Genomic DNA, 19924 nt, shown 5'->3' with positions numbered 1-19924 from the left:
ATAAAGTTGCAGAATTAGGGGTAGCCAAGCCGTGATGAATAATAAAACAGTATTAGCATTGCTGAGTATGATCTTGGTCTTGTGTATGACAGCATGCTCGCATCAATCTAAAGTTCAGCCATCAAAAGGGCATATTGATGGACAGAATACTTCAACACCCTCAGTCATATCAAAATCAGCTATCTCTTCAGCGGCTATTCCAAAGCCGGTAACCAATAGTCCATATTTGCCGCCACCTACTCCTAAAGCTAAAGAGCCTGTTTATAGTATTGTTGTGTATGACACGCCAGTGAAAGAAGTGTTGTTTGCGATAGCAAGAGACAGCAAGCTTAATGTTGATATTCACCCGGCCATTCAAGGGCGTGTGACATTAAATGCCGTAGACCAAACCTTACCTGCAATTCTAGAGCGATTGTCTAAACAGGTTGATTTGACGTACAGCGTCAAAGGCAATGTGTTAACAATTACCCCTGATCAGCCAGTATTAAGAACTTATAAGGTCGATTATGTAAATATGTCGCGTGATGCTGCTGGTTTTATTGGTGTTGATGGGCAAATTTCTAGCACAGGCCAAAGTTCTAGTGCTGGAGGTAGCACAACGAGTAATACTTCGGGCACGGGGGCGAATAATAGCTCTCGTACTACAGTGAGAAGTGAATCTAATAATCACTTTTGGGAAACTTTAGAAAAAAACATTACCGCATTATTAGCCGAAAGTGATAAAGAAATCATTATTGGTAGATTAGAGGCAGATAAACAATCTGCGACTCTTGATAATCAGAGTGGTAAAGATAGTTCTGTCAATGTCGCAGCAGCGACGCAAAAAACGGACGCAAATGGAAAAGCTGATGCACAAAAAGCGTTTACTGAGTACAAAACCTTATTTGCTGCTAATGTTATTTCCAACCGTGAAGCTGGCGTTATCAGCGTTCGAGGCACTAACAAGCAGCATGAGAGAGTTCAGGAGTTTTTGGATAAAGTGCTAACCAGCGCTAAGCGCCAGGTGTTGATTGAGGCCACAATTGTTGAGGTTAGGCTTAGTGATAGCTTTCAAGCGGGTATTGATTGGAGTCGGTTAAATAATAGTGCGACTAATAGTGGCTTTCAGTTCAGGCAGCAATTGGGTGCGCAAACGAATAGCATAAGTGCTACAGGTAATAGTTTTACTACGACTGCGAATGCCTTTGGAGTGGCTACCAATGCAGGATTTGTAGCTGGTTATCTTAATCCAATAAGCAAAATAGGTAATATTGCTGCATCTATTAACCTGCTTGAGCAGTTTGGTTCAACGAAAGTGTTGTCCAGTCCTAAGTTGATGGTGCTCAACAATCAAACTGCAGTATTAAAAGTAGTAGACAATTTGGTTTACTTTACCGTGCAGTCGCAGCAGTCACAGGGGTCTGTAGGTGGGGGAATATTGTCAACGGTGACAACCACGCCCAATACAGTGCCTGTTGGCGTTGTGATGAGCGTTACCCCTCAAATCAACGATTTAAGTAATGTGAATATTAATATTAGGCCAACGGTTTCTAGAGTGTTGGGTTTTAAGAAAGACCCGAATCCTAATTTAACGATTGAAAGTTTGGTGCCTGAAATACAAGTGCGCGAAATGGAATCGATGTTGCAGATTCTGAGTGGTAACACAGCTGTGCTGGGTGGTTTAATGCAGGATGATGTGCTTACGAACACTGACAAAGTGCCCGGGTTATCCAAAGTACCTGGTGTAGGAAAAGTATTTACGGGACAGAACGATGCCAACCGCAAAACCGAGTTGGTTATTTTCCTAAGACCTACTGTGATTGTTAATGCCAGCCTGGAAAGTGATGAGTTGGCCTCTTATAAACAGTATCTGCCTTCGCAGCAACTGGAAAATACAGTAGATGCTGAGAGTGAAAGGTAATTAGCAAATGAGTTTGCTAATTAAAGCCTTGGCCTCTGCCGAGAAAGATAAGGAAAAAGCTAAAGGCACAGTGCACGCAAGGCCTTTGGCTAAGGGTGCGTTAACTTTGACCCCTTTGGACCCTCAGGCGCCAGCAGGCATGGACACTGCCGTAGCTCGGGATGATGATCTATCAGCCGATAGTGCGGTATTGCTTGCATCAGGTACAGATGATGGTGTTTTCAATGATGCTGGCTTATCTCTTGCTGAAGAGGCTGGCTTGATTAGCCCTAGTCTCAAATTAAAAGAGGATGCCACTACTCAACCTAATGTACAGGCAACTAAAGGGGTCGCTAAGCCGAAAAGCAAGGCTGATGCTTTTAATGAAGCTGCGGTGGCCAGCGTTGCTAGCGTAAAAGCACAGAGTGGTGCAACAAAAGAAGGGCGTCAGCAAGCGGCTGCTAGTGTATTTGTCGCTAATCAGGCGGTAAAGAGGGCGAGCTCAAGTTCTGCATTGATAGTATTAGGTGTAGCTGGTGCGTTAATGATTTTGTTGGGATTGCAAGGCTATCAGTATTTTCAAACACTATTTACTGATGAGGTCGTGGTTGTAAAGCCAGTTGCACCTGCTGCCCCAGTTGTTGATATTGAATCGATGGAAGGTAATGTAGTGCCCGATGCGTCATTACCTAGCGAGCTTAGTGAAGAGGCCAGCGCAATTGAGCAAGCCGCTCATGAGGTTGACGTGAACGCGCCTGCGGCTGGTAAGGCGAGCCAAGCCAGCAATGAGATTGCAATGCAATCATTGGAAAAACCTGTGTCGGCTGCGAAAGCTAGTTCTCTTGCATTGAGTGATGAGTTGGCGGCAGATGAGCCGCAATTCACACCGCAGAAAACAGTTGCGTTGAGTACACGTAAACCGCAGAAAGTGGATGAGGCTAACCTGCGTGATGATCAAGCCTCTGATTCAAAACAACCGCTAAAACTGGTCAGTAAAACACCTGTTGCTGGTGTTGATCCAACGCTACTGGCGGCTTATGAGGCGTTCAATCGAGGAGATGATAGTTCTGCGCAGCAGAAGTATCGCCAAGTGCTTCAAAAAGATGTCAGAAATATCGATGCTTTGTTAGGGATGGCGGCAATTGCACAGCGTCAAGATAGAAATATGGATGCGATTGGTTGGTATCGTAAGGTCACAGAAATTGAGCCTAGGAATAGCATTGCTCAATCTGCGATGGCGGATTTGGAGGTGAGTGTTGATGGAGTGGCTGCTGAAAGTAAAATTAAAAGCATGCTGGCACGTCAGCCTGATGCGGCTAATTTACATGCGGCTTTAGGCAACTTATATGCCGCACAAAATCAATGGGCTTCTGCGCAATCAGCTTATTTCAATGCAAGCCAGTATGCACCGATTAGCGCAGATTATGCATTTAATTTGGCAATTAGTTTAGAGCATTTGGGTAAGCCAAAGTTAGCGCTCGTGCAATATCAGCGTGCACTTGAGTTACTTAATATCACTGGTGCTGGTAGCCCAGATCGCGCCCAACTAGAAGCAAGGGTTCGCGCATTGCAGTGATTCTTTTTAATAGTATGTGTTGTGTTTAAGGGTGGCACTTAGCATGTTGCGGCCTCAAAATGGCGAATTAAGATAATCGTAGTGCTGAATTAGATAGATGAAAAACAATAATGAATTCAAATAATCAGGCTAAATTTAATGGCTGAACAGCGGCGTAAAATTCGTTTAGGCGAACTGATGGTGCAGCAAGGCTTAATTAGCCAGGACCAGCTACGCATTGCGCTGATAGAGCAGGAACATAATGATTTGCCTTTAGGGCGTCAGCTTGTTCGCTTAGGGTTTGTGACGGAGGCGATGGTGCGCGACATGGTTGCGCATACCATAGGGACCGACAGTATTGATTTGTCGACTGTGGTAGCTGACCTTGAGGCCTTGCAAATGGTGCCACAAGACTTCTCACGTCGATATCATTTATTACCTGTCGCTTATGATGCCTTGACGAGAACGATGGTCGTCGCCATGGCTGATATGTTCAATGTGGTTGCACTAGATCAGTTGCGTGCTATGTTGGGTGGGCAGATTCAGCTAAAACCTGTATTGGCGGCGGAAGCACAGCTAGAGGAAGTGATTGATCAATTTTACGGATATGAATTATCTGTAGATGGTATTTTGCGTGAAATAGAAACAGGTGAAATTGATTATCAAAGCTTAAGTGTTGATGATAATGAATACACACAACCTGTGGTGCGACTAGTGGGCGCATTGTTGATGGACGCCGTAAAACGCGGCGCATCGGATATCCACTTTGAGCCTGAGCAGGCATTCTTGCGTATACGCTATAGAATCGATGGCGTACTGCAACAAATCAGAAGCTTACATAAAAGCTACTGGGGCGGTTTGGCCGTGCGGCTAAAAGTGGTGAGTGGGCTTGATATTGCTGAAACCAGAGCGCCACAAGATGGCCGTTTGAATATGAATTTATGTGGACGCCCGATTGATTTTAGGGTGTCGACACATCCAACCATTCATGGCGAAAATATTGTCTTGCGTGTGCTAGACCGTGAAAAGTCGATTATTCCGATGGAGCGTATGGGGCTGCGGCCAGAGACCCTAGATGAGTTACAGTTAATGATGACTCGCCCTGAGGGGATTTTGATTGTCACGGGCCCAACTGGTAGCGGTAAGACAACCACGTTGTATTCATTGCTTACGCATCAGAACACCGAGTCAGTTAATATCATGACGTTAGAAGACCCCGTTGAATATCCAGTTACCATGATGCGTCAAACTTCTGTGGCAGAGGTGAACAAGGTGGATTTTGCTAATGGTATTCGGTCTATTATGCGGCAAGACCCCGATATTATTTTAGTGGGCGAAATTCGTGATGCTGATACCGCGATGATGGCATTTCGCGCGGCGATGACTGGGCACCAAGTATTTAGCACGCTACATACCAACTCTGCTTTAGGGGCGTTTCCACGACTAACTGATATCGGTATCTTACCTGACATCATGGCCGGCAATATTATTGGTGTTGTGGCGCAACGATTGGTAAGGGTCTTATGTCCACATTGCAAAGAAAAGCATAAGCCTGATGATCTTGAGCATAAAATTTTACAACTTAAACTCAATGATAAAGCACATATTTACAAACCAAAAGGTTGTAAACAATGTAATCAAACTGGGTATAGGGGCCGGATGGCGATTATCGAGTTACTACGTATTGATAGTGATATGGATGCGTTGATTTCTCGCCGTGCTCACTTAGACGAGCTTAAAAAAGTTGCGCTAGATAAAGGATTTGTGACTCTGGCAGAAGACGGGGTTCGCCGTATCTTAGAAGGATATACCAGTGTCGCGGAAGTCATGCGCGTGATTGATTTAACCAGTAGAATTAGTCATTAGCTTATGCCATCTTTTAGCTACAAAGCCGTTGATAAGTTAGGCCGTATCGCGCTGGGGCAAGTGGATGCGCTAAATGAGGTGGATCTTGAAATTCGTCTTGAGCGAATGGGGCTGGATTTAATTACGTTTAGATTAGCAACACGATCAACCAGTTTATTTAATCGTAATAAAGTCAGCAACCAAGACTTAGTCATGTTTTGTTTTCAGTTGGAGCAACTTTCTAGCGCGGGTGTACCTTTGCTGGAGTGCTTGAACGATTTGCGCGAGAGTAGCAACAATCCATACTTTCAAAAGGTTTTAGGTGCCATTAGCTCAGAAGTTGAAGGCGGTAAGATGCTATCGCAAGCACTTGCAGAGCATCCTGGCGTGTTTAGTGATGTATTTGTTAGCTTGATTGATGCAGGAGAGCGGACGGGGCAACTACCTGTGGTATTGAATAACCTGTTTCATACGATACGTTGGCAAGATGAGCTAATGTCGCAGACTAAAAAGCTATTGGCTTATCCAGCCTTTGTTGCTGTTGTTGTATCGCTAGCGGTCGTGTTTTTAATGATTTATGTTGTGCCGCAAATGGTGTCTTTTTTGCGCAATATGGGGCAAGAGCTACCGCTTAATACTCAGATTTTAATCGCCATGTCTAATGCATTTGTGAATTATTGGTGGTTAATCCTAGGCTTACCTGTGATTGCTGTAGTTTTATTGGCCGCTGCGATTCGGACAAATCCAGCAGCGCGTTACCGTTTTGATTTGCTTAAATTAAATATTCCTATTACCGGGCCAATCTTGCATAAAATTATTATGGCACGCTTTGCTCGTTATTTTGCTTTGATGTATCAAACCGGCATCCCAATTTTAGATGCGATTAAAATATGCGAAAACATCGTTGGAAATCGCGTGGTGGCAGACGCGCTGACGCGAGTGCATGCGCAAATTAACGCGGGCGATGCCATGAGCGAGAGCTTTCGTAATGCAGGCTTGTTCCCGCAACTTGTCGTCCGAATGATCAAGGTGGGGGAAAGCACAGGCGCCTTGGACAAGTCACTACTTAATATTAGCTATTTTTATGATCGCGATGTGAATGATGCGATGCAAAAAATGTTAAAAATGATAGAGCCAGCGCTCACTGTATTGCTAGGTGGTATTCTTGCGTTCATTATGTTCTCGGTATTAGGCCCTGTGTATGACTCATTTAGTAAGCTTAAAATTTAAGTGAATTAATATAAAAGCATGATGTTCGCTAATCCAAAAAAACTAGTGTTATGCGCCACGGCCAATCAACTATTGGTTGGTGTTTGGCATGCAGGCAAGCTGCAGGGTAACCAAACTTTTGAGAATGACGAGGGTGGTCATCAGGCATTTTCGGTATTTTTGCAGCAATATTCATCTAGTCCAGTTTATTTAATTGCAGATGCAGTAGAAGAAGACTTTAGGCTCGAGAGTTTGCCTCACACCTCTGGCAGTGCGAAGCATGAGATGGTGACTCGCAAGTTAAATCAACATTATCGTGGATTAGATTACCGAACCGCACACTTTATTGATCGAGATAAAGACAAGCGAAAAGATGATAACTTCTTGTTTGTTGCCATCAGTAAAGATGAGTTCTTGCAAGCTTGGGTCGCTATTATTAAGGCTCAGGAAGCACAGTTGGTAGGTGTTTACTTGCTCCCAATGCTAAGCCTAGTATTGATGAAGCAACTTAAGCTAACTGCCCCTCATCTTTTATTCTGTGAAAAACTTTCTTCTGGGCTTAGGCAGACTTATTTCCATCATGGATGTTTGCGCATGAGTCGGTTGGTACCAAATGTGCCAGAGGCCACGGGGCAAATAGGTTATTTCTACCTTGTGGAAATTGAAAAAACGCGTCTTTATTTAATGAGTCAACGTTACATATCACGCGACACGCCCCTGAATCTAGCGTTGGTGAGTGTGAATGGGACAACGCAGCAAATTAGCCAAGGGATTAGCCAGGAACAAGGTTTAAATTGTGCCGATGTGAATCTTAGCGGCTTAGCTAAAACACTGGGACTGCCAGTGAAGTTACTTCAAGAAAAGCCAGAGTTGATGCATATGCAATTACTGGCAAACGGACATTTTGTTGACAACCTAGCACCAGACTGGCTCACTAAATCTTTCCAGTTTAATAAATTAAAACAGGGCTTAATGATTGGTGCTGCATTGATTGGTTTTTTTGGATTAGCCGCTGCAGGATGGATGTTCAAAGAGGGCTTGGATCAGAAAATCGCGTTTGAGCAAGCACAGCAAGATACCTTGATTCAGCAACATCAATATGACGAGGCTGCAAAAGACTTTCCCGTGACTCAGATTAGTGCCAATGATTTAAAAGTGGCGGTAGAGCTTGATAAGAACATTGCCACCTTTCCAAAATCGCCAAGGCGCATGATGCAAGTCTTAAGTGCTGCACTAGCACCTACAGCTAAAGGCTCATTAGATGAAGTGCAAATTGATCGTTTACATTGGGTGCTGACAAATGATACCAATATCAATGATCAAGATAAATTTACGCCATTGCCTACGGCCTCAAATAGTGAGTTAGCTGTAGCTAACTCGGCGCCACCAGCAGATCCTACTAAGCTAATGGAAGTTGCATTTTTAACGGCTCAAATTTCGGGATTTACGGGAGACTATCGCCGTGCATTGAACAGTTTGAATCAGTTTGTTGCTAACATTAAGGCGGATACCAGAGTCGCTGAGGTCGTGGTGCTACAAGAGCCTGTCAACGTAAGTTCTTTTGTGAGCCTTCAAGGAAGTACTACAGACGAGCAGTCTGCACAAAAGCAACCGGCATTTTTTAAATTAAAAATTGTACTAAGGCCTGCGCAAGATGACATGGTGAGTGCTACTGAGGCCCAACCATCATGAAGCTAGAGCAGAACGACTGGAAAAAGTTACAAATCCCGCTGGCAATATTAGGCGGGATTGTTGTCGTGGTGGTGGTTTGTATTGTGTTTGCCCAACAATATAAAGTGGATCAAGAGCAAGCACTACTTACACAACAAAACCAGTTAAATGCTGCTCGTCAACGCTATCAATCCTCGGGCTTAGAAAAAGAAATTATTACGGAGTTTTTGCCACAATACCAAGCGCTGATTAACAAAGGTTTTGTAGGTGAAGAGCGACGTATCGAGTGGGTGGAGCGTTTAAGAGAGCAGCATAAAAATCATAAGCTATTTGGCATTAAATACAGTATTAAACAACAGGAAAAATACACCCCCGCCTTTGCAACAAACCTAGGTGGGTTTACATTAAGTAGATCCATCATGCAGTTTGAGCTAGATATGCTACATGAGGGCGACTTGTTACAACTGACAGAGTCTTTAAGTGGCGCTAATGCTGCGGCTTTAATATTGCGAGATTGCGAAATTACCAGATTGAATGAAGGTGGCGCTTTAAGTGCACAACTAACAGCAAACTTACATGCACAATGTGAGCTGGATTGGCTTACGTTACGTGAACCTGCCACGATTCAATCGGTAGTAGGGCCTTAGTCATGATTAACTTACTTATTAAAGCGATTATCTTTAGCCTACTGAGTGTTGGACTCAATGGAATCTATGCAGCCCCTAATGACGATTTTGGGCGTTTATTTAGCAGACCTGCTGAGCGCGAGCGGCTAGATAAACTTAGACAAAGTCAGCAGTTAAAAGTAGTGACGACACAAGAGGATGAGCCATCTGAAAGCGATACAGATGATTCATCTGTCGAAATGACAGGCCCAATTACCATGCAAGGTTACGTGAAGCGTAGCGATGGGGTTAAAGGCACACTTTGGATTAATAACCAAGCAGTACAAGAAGACGGTACTGTTGATAATGTGCAAATTGGGCGAATTAACCGCCGAGGATTTTCAAGTAAAGCCGCAAATACAGAAGGTGTTGATGTGCAGGCTAGCGGTAAAAAAATTCGGCTAAGAGCGGGGCAGATGTATGAGCCTGAAACCAGTCAAATCAAAGAACTCCAAGTAGTGGAAAAATCCAAACTATTAAAATTGAATGAGGCGGAGGAGACTGCAGGTGGTGAATAGCCGTCGCCTCAGACCTAAAGGTCAGCGAGGTATGGTACTTATTCTGATCGCATTTATTATCGGGCTGGGTGCTGCAGCGTTTATGTTTAAAATGTTTAACGCATCAAGCCTGCAAGTCGAGCAAGATAAACAAACTATGTTAGAACTTAATGCTGCCAAGCAAGCGTTGATAGCATGGGCTGTTGCACATCCAAATTCGCCAGGTATGATGCCGTGGCCTGACAGGAATACTGATTTGGATTTTGATGGTGATAGTGCATATGATGGAAAGAGCGACTGCGTTACCACTACTTTTCAACCAAGTTACTTACTTGGTCAGTTGCCATGGAGGGCTCAATCAAATCCATGCGTCATGCCTCATACTGGATTGGGGGCAGATTTCCGGGATGCTCAGGGCAATCGCCTTTGGTATGCGGTATCTCGTAATCTAATTCGCGACTATCAGAATTCTGAATACCCTATCATAAATCCAGGAATGGCTAACCCACCACATGCAGTTACACCTTATTTGCGTCAGGGTGGCACGGACTCTTATCCTTGGCTAAAGGTCCTTGATAGAAATGGGAGTCTTGTCTCGGATCGTGTGGCTGCTGTGATTATTTCACCTGGGAGTCCTCTTGATGGTCAAGATAGGTCTTCACTGGCCCCAGATGCTAGTCAATATTTGGATACAGTGAGAATAGGTGCGGCAACTTTTAAGAATAGTGATGCTGCTTTAGTTGATGAAGATTTCATCATGGGGGAAGATAGCCGAAATGTGTCTTCAAATGATGCTAGCCTTAACCAACCTTACTATTTTAATGATAAATTAGTTTACATTACGATTGATGAACTCTTGGCTGTCCTTGAAAAGCGAGTGGGTGAAGTCGCGCGCGCGTCATTAAAAAACTATCAAGATGCCAATGGGTATTATCCTTATGCTGCGCAATTGGGTACCACTACAAACTTCGCATGTGAGTTAACTACATCCGCAATGACTACTGGGCTCATGGCTGGGGTTTTACCAGTAAATAATCAAAGTTGTGCATATACAAGAACAGCATCTGCTACAACTTTGTCATGTGAGGAGTCAATTTTTGATGCTAGCAGCTCAGGAGTTACTAGCATCAGGTTTGATAGAACAAGTGGCGGTAATATAGCTAATACAGATAGTGGGCTATGCACTCGTAACAGTTCAACTCGCTGCACTTGTACGGGTGCAGGGACATGTGGCAATGCTACCTCTAGAGTTTTATGCACTAGCCTTGGGTGTTCATCCACAGGGTTGCGGGGTAGCTATAGAATCACTAATGGTAAGTTTCGGTTTCGATCTGGGGGGTGCTCACAAAATACTTTCCCCACGAAAACCGCCGCTAGTTGCTCTAATTCAAACTCCGTGATTACATGCAATACTTCAGATGGGGATCTTTCATCTTGTGGGGATATCAGTTTTAAAAACTATTTGCCGACTTGGTTTGTGACAAATCAATGGCAAAATTATGTGTACTACCAAATGACAAGGCCAGCTAGCGCGACAATAACATTAGGGGGGCGAACGACAGAGTCTGCTGTTGTGACTACTGGGCGTCCAATTATTTCTGCTCCATTTGCTTATCTTGGTGGTGCGCAACTTACTCCATCATGTAATGATGTTAGAAACTATTTAGATAGTGAAGAAAATGCTGATGGCGATATGACCTTGGATGCAACAAGTAAGCAAAGAGCTACTAACTATAACGATCAAACTTTTGTGGTTGCACCATGAGTAATAAATTTAGATTAAATCAAAAAACTCATGGTTTCTCACTGGTTGAAATGGCCATCGTATTGGTTATATTGGCTTTTGTTTTAGCTGCGCTACTGTTACCTTTACAAGCGCAGCGTAATCTACTGTTTCAATCACAAACTGAAAGTACACTTGAATTAGCTAAGAAGGCCTTACTTGGGTATGCGCAAACGCATGGACGACTGCCTTGCCCAGCTACGGCGGCAAGTAATGGTATGGAGCAGCCTTTAGGTGGTGGGGCTGACTGCACGCTGGCTGTAGGTTTTTTACCTGCTGCAACTTTGGGTGTACAACCGATTGACTCGCAAGGCTTTGCATTAGATGGTTGGGGTAATCAAATTAGGTATGCTGTGACGCAGTTTAAAGATGGTGCTATTACTACGCCCCCAGACTTCACTACAAATAATGCAACTGATGGTATGAACGTCGTAGGCATGTCTGCTTTGGCGCCAGACCTAAGGGTTTGTGTTAGCTCTGTTGGCATCGTCGCCGCTGCCTGCTCTGCTGGATTGCCAGAAACTAACTATCTAATTAATAATGCTGTTGCTGTTATTTACTCAACGGGGCCGACTGGTGATCAAGCTACAGGTGGGGCAGACGAAACTGCTAATCTAAATAATGATGGCGTATTTGTAAGCCACGAACCTAGAGGTGCAGACGACCCTAATGGCGAGTTTGATCATATCGTCACTTGGATTTCACCCTATGTTCTTTATAATGTGATGATTCAAGCAGGACAATTGCATTAATTTATGAACGACAATCAACTTCTCCGCTATAGCCGCCATATTTTATTACCGCAGATTGAATATGAAGGACAAGACAAACTTGTTAATAGCCATGCATTAATCGTGGGCGCTGGTGGTTTGGGCTCGCCCGTGGCCTTATATTTAGCAGCTGCGGGTGTGGGTACCCTCACTATCTGTGATTTTGATGTGGTAGATTTAACTAATTTACAGCGCCAAATTGTGCACACCACAAGCGCTGTGGGTGTGAACAAAGCCCTATCGGCACAAGCCACCTTATTGGCAATTAATCCAGAGATTACGGTGAATACCGTTTGTGAAAAGTCATCAGAGACTGACTTTGAAAAGCTAATTACACAGGCGGATGTGGTGATTGACTGTAGTGATAATTTTTCGACGCGTTATCTCTTGAATCGTCTTTGTGTGCAATTGAAAAAACCATTGGTGTCCGGGGCTGCGATTGGTTTTGAGGGGCAGATCACTGTGTATGACATGCGCTCAGTACTCAGCCCATGTTACCACTGCCTATTTCCTGATAACGGTGAAGATAGCGATTTACGTTGTGCCACGAATGGTGTGTTTGCACCACTGGTGGGGATGATCGGCACTTGCCAAGCGGCAGAGGCGCTGAAAATACTCATGGGTATCGGAGATAGCTTGCAAGGGCGCTTATTGTTGCTAGATGCACTCTCTATGGAATGGCGTACGATTAAGCTGGGTAAAGACCCTGCATGTACGGTCTGTGGTCATTAATGTTCCTCCCCTATTACAGGGGAGGAAATCGGTAAGGTTGATTGATTAAGCGTTATTTATTTCCCGCCAACAAGGCTTTTAACGGCACCCACTAAGTCACCAGGCATGACCACAATTTTGCTGTTTTCAGAAGATGAAATTTTCTGTAGCGCAGTGATGTAGCGGTCACCTAACAAGAACATCGCTGATGCGTTATTCTCTTGCACGGCTTCTGTAATGAACTTGATTGACTCTGCAGAGGCTTTTGCCGCGACCATCTGTGCTTCAGCATCTTTACGTGCGGCCTCTAAGCGTGCTTCAGCATTTAAAATAAGGGATTGTTTTGCGCCTTCTGCCTCGGTCACTACCGCAACTCTTTCGCGTTCTGCTGCTGCCTGACGCTCCATTGCATCTTGCATGTTAGGGGATGGTTTGATGTCTTGAATCTCTACAGACTTAACCGTTAAGCCCCAGTCTAGTGCTTCATCTGCAATGGCAAGTTTTAGCTCAGATTTAATGCGATCACGTGAGGTCAGGGCTTGGTTTAAATCCATGCCGCCAATGATGGAACGTAAGCTGGTTTGCACCATGTTGCGCATTGCTTCACGGAAATTCTCAATGCCGTATACAGCGCGGTCAATCTTCGTCACTTTAATAAATGCAACTGCATTGGCTAAAATCACAGCGTTATCGCGAGTGATGACTTCTTGTTCTGGCACATCCAAAATAATGTCTTTGGTAGTGACTTTATAGCTGACCTTGGTGAAAATCGGGTTGATGACATGTAGTCCTGGAGTTAATACGCCAGCAAACTTACCTAGTCGCTCAACCACCCACTCTTCACCTTGCGGCACAATACGAACACCTTTAATGATGGCAACAATGGCTAAAAATATGAGTACTAAACTAAATTCTGTCATTTGAATATTCCTCTTAAGTGACGATTAAAAAGCGTTAACTGATTTTTGTAATGCGAAGTGCATTGCCTTCAACAGCGATGACCTTTGCCTGACTGTTAATTTCAATAACTTCATCGGAAACTGCCATCCACTCGCGGCTACCCATTAAGCCTTGAGTGAAGCGTATCAAGCCATTTTGTGTGGGACTTGTTGCTTCTACTACGGTGCCAACGCGTCCTATTTCTTCGCCTTGTGATTGTCCAACAGGTGAGCTGGTGTCATTTCTTTTGTAATAACGACGCCATATTGCTAAGGATCCGAGTGAGAGTATGGCAAAAGCGATAAATTGAATTGCGTAAGGAGTGTCAGGAAAGAACCACGTTGCGATCGCCAAACAAATGGCTGCAATACCAAACCATAATACATACAACGTACCGATGGCCAGTATTTCGACTGCGATTAAAACAATACCTAATACCGCCCAAACCCATGTTGCTTCTATCATTTGATATCCTGCTAAAAAGAATTTATAAATTGATAATCGTAAACATCGGTGATTATTATTGCATGATATTTCAATATTTTTTAATATTAAATTATGTACAAAAGGTGTACCCTTTTGGGTGGTATATCACACATCCTTAATCTTGTAGGAAATACATCAATGGGCTCCGCACAAAAACTCAATATCCCTAGCGATCGGGAAGAAAGGTTGCACTACATTAGGCGTCTATTTTCTGCGGCGAAAGGACCTGATCTTGAGTTGGCGTGGTCTGGAGGCAGGGCCAGTGGGGTTAGAAAGCTCAATGCGATTGATGCCATACAATATGGCCGCAATCGTAATTTTGTTAATGGTGCGGTGACACATTTATCACCGTATTTACGTCATGGCTGTTTGACGCTTAGTGAAGTGTTCGCTTTTGTGAAAAAACAGTCAGGCATACAAGCTGAGAAGTTGCTGATGGAATTGGCTTGGCGTGACTTTTGGCGACAAGTCTGGTTTGCAGAAGGAAATGCAATCTTTAGTGAAATGGAGCCTCCTAAAGTAGATATTCAGTACCAGCCACTGAGTGATGCCGTTAAACAAGCGAACACTGGCTTGCCATGTATGGATGGCTTTGTGAAAGAGTTACTTGATACTGGGTATCTGCATAACCATGCCCGCATGTGGTTTGCCAGTTATATTGTCCATCATCTAAAAATGGACTGGCGTGAAGCCGCTGATTGGTTTGAGGCGCATTTGTTGGATGGTGATTTCGCCAGCAATCATTTGTCTTGGCAATGGATTGCTTCTACCTTTAGCTCTAAACCGTATTACTTCAACAAAGAAAACTTAGAGCGTTATACTGGCGGAAAGTACTGCGCCACATGTTCTGCAAAATGTCCGTTTGATGCTAGCTATGAGGCATTGAATGCACGCTTATTTTCGCCACCTATCGCCACGATTCCAAAACAATATACGATTAAATCATTGCCAATGAAAGCCGCCCATCGTTTTCAGGCGAATGCTATTTATGTCCATGATGAAATGTTATCTGCACATAATGCATTGATGGATAAGCCATACCCTAAGATATTTGTCTTTGATCCTGTGCTATGTGGGCACTGGTCGCTTAATCGTTTGCAGTTTGTTGCGGATTGCCTGCATGAGATGATGAGTGTTGAGGTGTGGATGGGTGACACGCATGAAGTGTTCATGCAAAAAGGGGTGGGGCAAGTGGTCACGCAAGATACACCCAACCTGACAGTCAAAGAGATTTTAGCGCCATTTGCACCAAGATGGCAGCCTATGGAAAAGTTAGTGAATGTGCGACTTAGTGAAAAGCGCTTAAAACGATTTTCTAGATACTGGGAAAAAGTCAGCCCGTTATTGATGCCTGATATTTAATATATAAACAGTCAGTGATACTATCTTTTATCATGTAGGCCATATGAATAACAATAAGGGGACGCGATGTTAACGTGGATGGTGGTGGCGGTAGTCGTGCTGTACTTTGTGATCACTTACAACAGCTTGGTCAGTGTTAAAAATAACGTTGAGAAAGCCTGGTCCAATATCAATGTATTGCTAAAGCAGCGGCACGATGAGTTGCCCAAGCTGATTGATACTTGTAAGCAGTATATGCAGCATGAGCAAGCAACGTTAGAAAAAGTCATTCAAGCACGTACCCAAGTCAATGAGGCACGTGATCATCATGATGTTGCCGCATTAGGGCAGGCTGAAAGTGCACTTCGCGTGGGCCTAGGTGGCCTTTTTGCAGTGGCAGAAAATTACCCAGAGCTTAAATCAAACCAAAACTTCCTTATGTTGCAAACCCGCATCACAGGGCTTGAAAATCAAATTGCAGATCGGCGCGAGTTTTATAACGATAGTGTTTATATTAACAATGTACGTGTTCAACAATTTCCCGATGTAATTGTGGCGAGACTATTTGGTTTTGTTAAAGAACAGCTGCTTAAGTTCTCTTCAGCCGAGTTAACCGATGTTGAGGTTGGTCAGCGCTTTAATACAAAGCTTTAGGTCGTGTGTGCAGTTTCGTAGTTACTATTTAAACCCGCTAGCCTTATGTGTTTGTATTGGATTGGTGCTTGCGGGCGTGTATTTAGATTATCACGATCGGCAAGCCCATCAACTCCCATTTCTATTTGGATTAAGTGCCTTGGTGGCTATATTTGCTTGGGCATTTAACTATAAAAGACTGCTTGCGATATCTGAAGTGCCTATTTCAACGATTGCTTCGGCGGCCCAAGGCTATGTTGAGCTTTTCGGAAAATCTAAACATCTAAGCCCAACGCGCAGCCCGATACAAGGCGTACCTTGTGTTTGGTTTCGGCTATGGGTTTACGCACGTGATAGCAATTACATGTGGCGTTTAGAAGACTACCAAGTGAGCGAGCAAGTATTTGAGTTGCATGATGAGTCTGGCGTGTGCGTGGTTGACCCCAAAGGTGCTCATATTTATGCAGCCAGCCGCCATGTGATTACGCAAAATGGGCATCGATATATTGAGGATGTGTTATTTACAGATAAATCTATTTATGTATTGGGTGATTTAGATGGCAATACACAAGCCAATACGGAATCTGAAATCCATCAGGAAGTCGGCAAATTACTGACGCAATGGAAGCAATCTAAAACTAGGCTTTTACAGCGTTTTGATCTTAACCGAGATGGTGAAGTTGATATGCATGAATGGGCGCTGGCGCGCGAACAGGCTTATTCTGAAGTGAAACTTAAGCAGGCGCAGTTGCTAAAGAGCGAGCGACATCTGATTGCAAAACCAAAAAATAAACGCCTATTCGTGATCTCTGGCATCACGCCGCAGGCATTAAGGCTGCGTTACCGCTATTGGGCAATTGTGCACTTTTCAATATTTCTTGCGGCTATTTTGCTTTCTTTTATCGCAAGCTATTTGGCGATATAACAGCAGGTTTGCCCTGTGATAAAATGCTAGGTTATGACAACTGACAACACCACACAAAAGATGCAAGAAAATAAAGAGTTAGCAAAATCATTCGACCCAAAAACCATTGAAAGCAAATGGTATGAATTCTGGGAGGGGCAAGGCTACTATGCCGCTGGTTTAGATACCGCTAAGCAAGATAACTTCTGTATTTTATTACCCCCGCCAAACGTGACAGGCACGCTCCATATGGGGCACGGCTTTAACCAGACGCTAATGGATGCGTTAACCCGTTATCACCGTATGCGCGGCGACAATACGCTATGGCAACCAGGCACAGATCACGCAGGTATCGCGACGCAAATTGTGGTTGAGCGTCAGTTAGATGCACAAGGCGTATCCCGCCATGACTTAGGGCGTGAAAAGTTTCTTGAAAAAGTCTGGGAATGGAAAGAGTACTCAGGCGGTACGATTACTAAACAAATGCGCCGTTTAGGCACATCCCCAGATTGGTCACGTGAGCGCTTCACCATGGATGAAGGCCTAAACCAAACGGTGACCAAAACCTTTGTGCGCTTGTATAACGAAGGCCTGATTTACCGTGGCAAACGCTTAGTGAACTGGGATGTGAAGTTAGGTACAGCTGTATCAGATCTAGAAGTGGTGCAGGAAGAGGAAGACGGCTTCATGTGGCACATCAACTATCCGCTCGCGGATGGTGCAGGTCATTTGACAGTCGCGACAACTCGCCCAGAAACTATGCTGGGTGACGTGGCGGTGATGGTGCATCCAGAAGATGAGCGTTATAAACACCTGATTGGTCAGCACGTTAAATTGCCATTATGTGGCCGTGAGATCCCAATTATTGCTGATGATTACGTCGATTTGGAGTTCGGTACCGGAGTGGTGAAAGTCACGCCTGCACATGACTTCAACGATAATATGGTCGGTCAACGTCATGGCTTGGATAAAATTGTTATTTTGAATCTGCAAGGCTTTGTTCCAGCGGCCGCGGAAGTGTGGGCGGCAGACGGCTCTATTAGCCCAGCCATCGAGATGCCAGCTAATCTGATTGGTCTTGAGCGATTTGCCGCACGTAAGCAGGTGGTAGCAGACTTAGAGGCGCAAGGTTACTTAGTTAAGGCTGAGAAACATAAGCTCAAAGTGCCGCGTGGTGACCGTACCAATGTGGTGATTGAGCCTATGCTGACCGACCAATGGTTTGTAGCAATGAGCAAACCTGCGGCTGATGGTAAATCAATTACCCAGAAAGCATTGGACGTTGTTGCCAGTGGTGAAATCAAGTTTTATCCAGAAAACTGGGTTAATACCTATAACCAATGGCTGAATAACATTCAAGACTGGTGTATTTCTCGTCAGTTATGGTGGGGGCATCAAATCCCGGCTTGGTATTCTGATGACGGCAAAGTATACGTTGCGCATGATGAAGTAGAAGCTAAGGCACAGGCCGCAAAAGATGGTTATGCTGGTCATTTGAAACGTGACGATGATGTGCTGGATACTTGGTACTCATCAGCCTTATGGCCGTTCTCAACGTTAGACTGGACCGGTGATGCAGAGAAAGATGCTGCCAATGTTGCCTTGCAACAGTATTTGCCATCTTCAGTGTTGGTGACAGGGTTCGATATTATTTTCTTCTGGGTCGCGCGTATGGTGATGATGACCACGCACATCACAGGCAAAATTCCGTTCAAGCATGTCTATGTACACGGCTTGATTCGTGATGCTGAAGGTCAGAAGATGAGTAAATCTAAAGGCAACGTGCTGGACCCAATCGATTTGATTGATGGGATTGGTCTGGATGAGCTGATTAAAAAACGCACGACAGGGTTGATGAACCCGAAAGATGCCGAAAAAATCGAGAAGCGTACACGTAAAGAGTTCCCTGAAGGCATTAACGCCTATGGTACCGATGCGCTACGCTTCACGTTTGCCGCATTAGCCTCACCAGGCCGTGATATTAAGTTTGATTTACAGCGCTGTGATGGCTACCGTAATTTCTGCAATAAATTGTGGAATGCAACGCGCTTTGTGTTGATGAATACAGAAGGCCAAGACAACGGTTTTGGTCTTGGTAGTTGTGTGGAAGGTGGTCGCGTATTTTCACAGGCAGACCGTTGGATTGTGAGCATATTGCAACGTACAGAAGCTGAGGTTGAGCGTGCGTTTGAAGACTATCGCTTTGACTTGGCAGCCAAAGCGATTTATGAATTTGTATGGGATGAGTATTGCGATTGGTATTTAGAACTAGCCAAGGTACAGATACAAAACGGCAATGAGGCAGAAAAAATCGGTACTCGTCGTACTTTGTTACGTGTATTGGAAACCATCTTGCGCCTAGCTCACCCTATCATGCCATTTATCACAGAAGAAATTTGGCAAACGATCGCGCCGATGACAGAAAAGCATGGCCCAAGCATTATGCTAGAAGCTTATCCAAAAGCACAGCCAGACAAGCTTGATGAAGGCTCTGAAGCATGGGTTGCTTTGCTGAAACAAGCGGTAGATGCATGCAGAAGCTTACGTGGCGAAATGGGCATTTCACCAGCAGCGCGGGTGCCACTGATTGCCGCAGGTGATGCAGAAGCGTTAACTGCCTATGCACCATACTTAAAAGCACTGGCTAAGCTTGAGGAAGTAAGCATCGTAAGCGACCTACCAGAAGCTGATGCACCTGTGATGTTAGTCAATGACTTTAAATTAATGCTGAAAGTTGAGATTGATGTCGCAGCGGAAAAAGAGCGCTTAAGTAAAGAAGTTACACGCTTAGAAAGCGAAATCAACAAAGCAAACGCCAAGCTCAATAACGAAAGTTTTGTAGCAAGAGCGCCAGCCGCAGTGGTTGAGCAAGAGAAAGCACGAGTGGCTGACTTTAGTGCAACTTTGGATAAGTTGGCTAGTCAGTTGGCAAAGCTTAAGTAACTTTAAACTTTAGGCAACAAGTTGTAAAAATAGCTAGCCGATTGGCTAGCTATTTTTTTTGATATTGCGCTGGTTACAACATGATAAGTAATT

Annotated in this window: 16 protein-coding genes; 14 read left to right on the top strand and 2 right to left on the bottom strand. The window is 44.3% G+C overall.

The annotated features are described in order from the left end of the window. Nucleotides 1–34: 34 nt before the first annotated feature. The 10 genes from mshL (at nt 35) to A391_RS0113335 (ending at nt 12606) form a co-directional block, all read left to right on the top strand. The gene (mshL, locus tag A391_RS0113380) at nt 35–1900 is read left to right on the top strand and encodes a pilus (MSHA type) biogenesis protein MshL (RefSeq protein ID WP_019899895.1); all 1866 of its coding nucleotides are present in this window, start codon (nt 35–37) and stop codon (nt 1898–1900) included. Nucleotides 1901–1907: 7 nt separating this feature from the next. Then, complete coding sequence (locus A391_RS0113375) at nt 1908–3455, top strand: tetratricopeptide repeat protein (RefSeq protein WP_019899894.1); 1548 nt, start codon at nt 1908–1910, stop codon at nt 3453–3455. A gap of 138 nt (nt 3456–3593) precedes the next feature. Further along, nucleotides 3594–5300 carry a GspE/PulE family protein gene (locus A391_RS0113370; RefSeq protein ID WP_019899893.1) on the top strand — a complete coding sequence of 569 codons (1707 nt, stop codon included), beginning with the start codon at nt 3594–3596 and terminating at the stop codon, nt 5298–5300. Between the two features lie 3 nt (nt 5301–5303). Continuing rightward, nucleotides 5304–6509 (top strand): type II secretion system F family protein, encoded by a 1206-nt coding sequence (locus tag A391_RS0113365; protein WP_019899892.1) that lies wholly within the window; start codon nt 5304–5306, stop codon nt 6507–6509. Nucleotides 6510–6527: 18 nt separating this feature from the next. Beyond that, nucleotides 6528–8180, top strand: a complete 1653-nt coding sequence (locus tag A391_RS0113360) for a hypothetical protein (protein WP_019899891.1) — start codon at nt 6528–6530, stop codon at nt 8178–8180. Continuing rightward, entirely contained in the window at nt 8177–8806 is a 630-nt protein-coding gene (locus A391_RS0113355) for a hypothetical protein (protein WP_019899890.1), read from the top strand. The genes A391_RS0113360 and A391_RS0113355 overlap by 4 nt, the downstream gene beginning before the upstream one ends. A 2-nt stretch (nt 8807–8808) precedes the next feature. Further along, a complete protein-coding gene (locus A391_RS0113350; protein ID WP_019899889.1) occupies nt 8809–9342 on the top strand; it encodes a hypothetical protein in 534 nt (177 codons plus the stop codon). Further along, nucleotides 9335–11086 carry a hypothetical protein gene (locus tag A391_RS0113345; RefSeq protein ID WP_232416183.1) on the top strand — a complete coding sequence of 584 codons (1752 nt, stop codon included), beginning with the start codon at nt 9335–9337 and terminating at the stop codon, nt 11084–11086. Before A391_RS0113350 ends, A391_RS0113345 begins: the two co-directional genes overlap by 8 nt. Beyond that, nucleotides 11083–11856 carry a type II secretion system protein gene (locus A391_RS0113340; protein ID WP_019899887.1) on the top strand — a complete coding sequence of 258 codons (774 nt, stop codon included), beginning with the start codon at nt 11083–11085 and terminating at the stop codon, nt 11854–11856. Before A391_RS0113345 ends, A391_RS0113340 begins: the two co-directional genes overlap by 4 nt. 3 nt (nt 11857–11859) lie before the next feature. Then, complete coding sequence (locus tag A391_RS0113335; RefSeq protein WP_019899886.1) at nt 11860–12606, top strand: HesA/MoeB/ThiF family protein; 747 nt, start codon at nt 11860–11862, stop codon at nt 12604–12606. Nucleotides 12607–12662: 56 nt separating this feature from the next. Here the strand turns inward: A391_RS0113335 and A391_RS0113330 are convergent, their stop codons facing one another. Beyond that, nucleotides 12663–13505, bottom strand: a complete 843-nt coding sequence (locus A391_RS0113330; protein WP_019899885.1) for an SPFH domain-containing protein — start codon at nt 13503–13505, stop codon at nt 12663–12665. 34 nt (nt 13506–13539) lie between these two features. Next, nucleotides 13540–13989 carry an NfeD family protein gene (locus A391_RS0113325; protein WP_019899884.1) on the bottom strand — a complete coding sequence of 150 codons (450 nt, stop codon included), beginning with the start codon at nt 13987–13989 and terminating at the stop codon, nt 13540–13542. 114 nt (nt 13990–14103) lie between these two features. Here A391_RS0113325 and A391_RS0113320 point away from each other — a divergent pair, with 114 nt between their 5' ends. The 4 genes from A391_RS0113320 to A391_RS0113305 all read left to right on the top strand — a co-directional run bounded on the left by A391_RS0113320 (nt 14104) and on the right by A391_RS0113305 (nt 19831). Continuing rightward, nucleotides 14104–15372, top strand: a complete 1269-nt coding sequence (locus A391_RS0113320; RefSeq protein WP_232416182.1) for an FAD-binding domain-containing protein — start codon at nt 14104–14106, stop codon at nt 15370–15372. A 66-nt stretch (nt 15373–15438) separates the two neighbouring features. After that, nucleotides 15439–16005 carry a LemA family protein gene (locus A391_RS0113315; protein ID WP_019899882.1) on the top strand — a complete coding sequence of 189 codons (567 nt, stop codon included), beginning with the start codon at nt 15439–15441 and terminating at the stop codon, nt 16003–16005. A gap of 7 nt (nt 16006–16012) precedes the next feature. Beyond that, a complete protein-coding gene (locus A391_RS0113310) occupies nt 16013–16909 on the top strand; it encodes a hypothetical protein (protein ID WP_019899881.1) in 897 nt (298 codons plus the stop codon). Between the two features lie 33 nt (nt 16910–16942). Continuing rightward, on the top strand, nt 16943–19831 hold the full coding sequence (locus A391_RS0113305) for a valine--tRNA ligase (protein WP_019899880.1): 2889 nt from the start codon (nt 16943–16945) through the stop codon (nt 19829–19831). Nucleotides 19832–19924 lie beyond the last annotated feature (93 nt).

The organism is Methylotenera mobilis 13 (genome assembly GCF_000384255.1).
In the GTDB taxonomy this organism is placed as follows: domain Bacteria; phylum Pseudomonadota; class Gammaproteobacteria; order Burkholderiales; family Methylophilaceae; genus Methylotenera; species Methylotenera mobilis_B.
The sequence above is the reverse complement of the archived record's forward strand: the minus strand, read 5'-3'. Positions and strand labels throughout refer to the sequence as shown.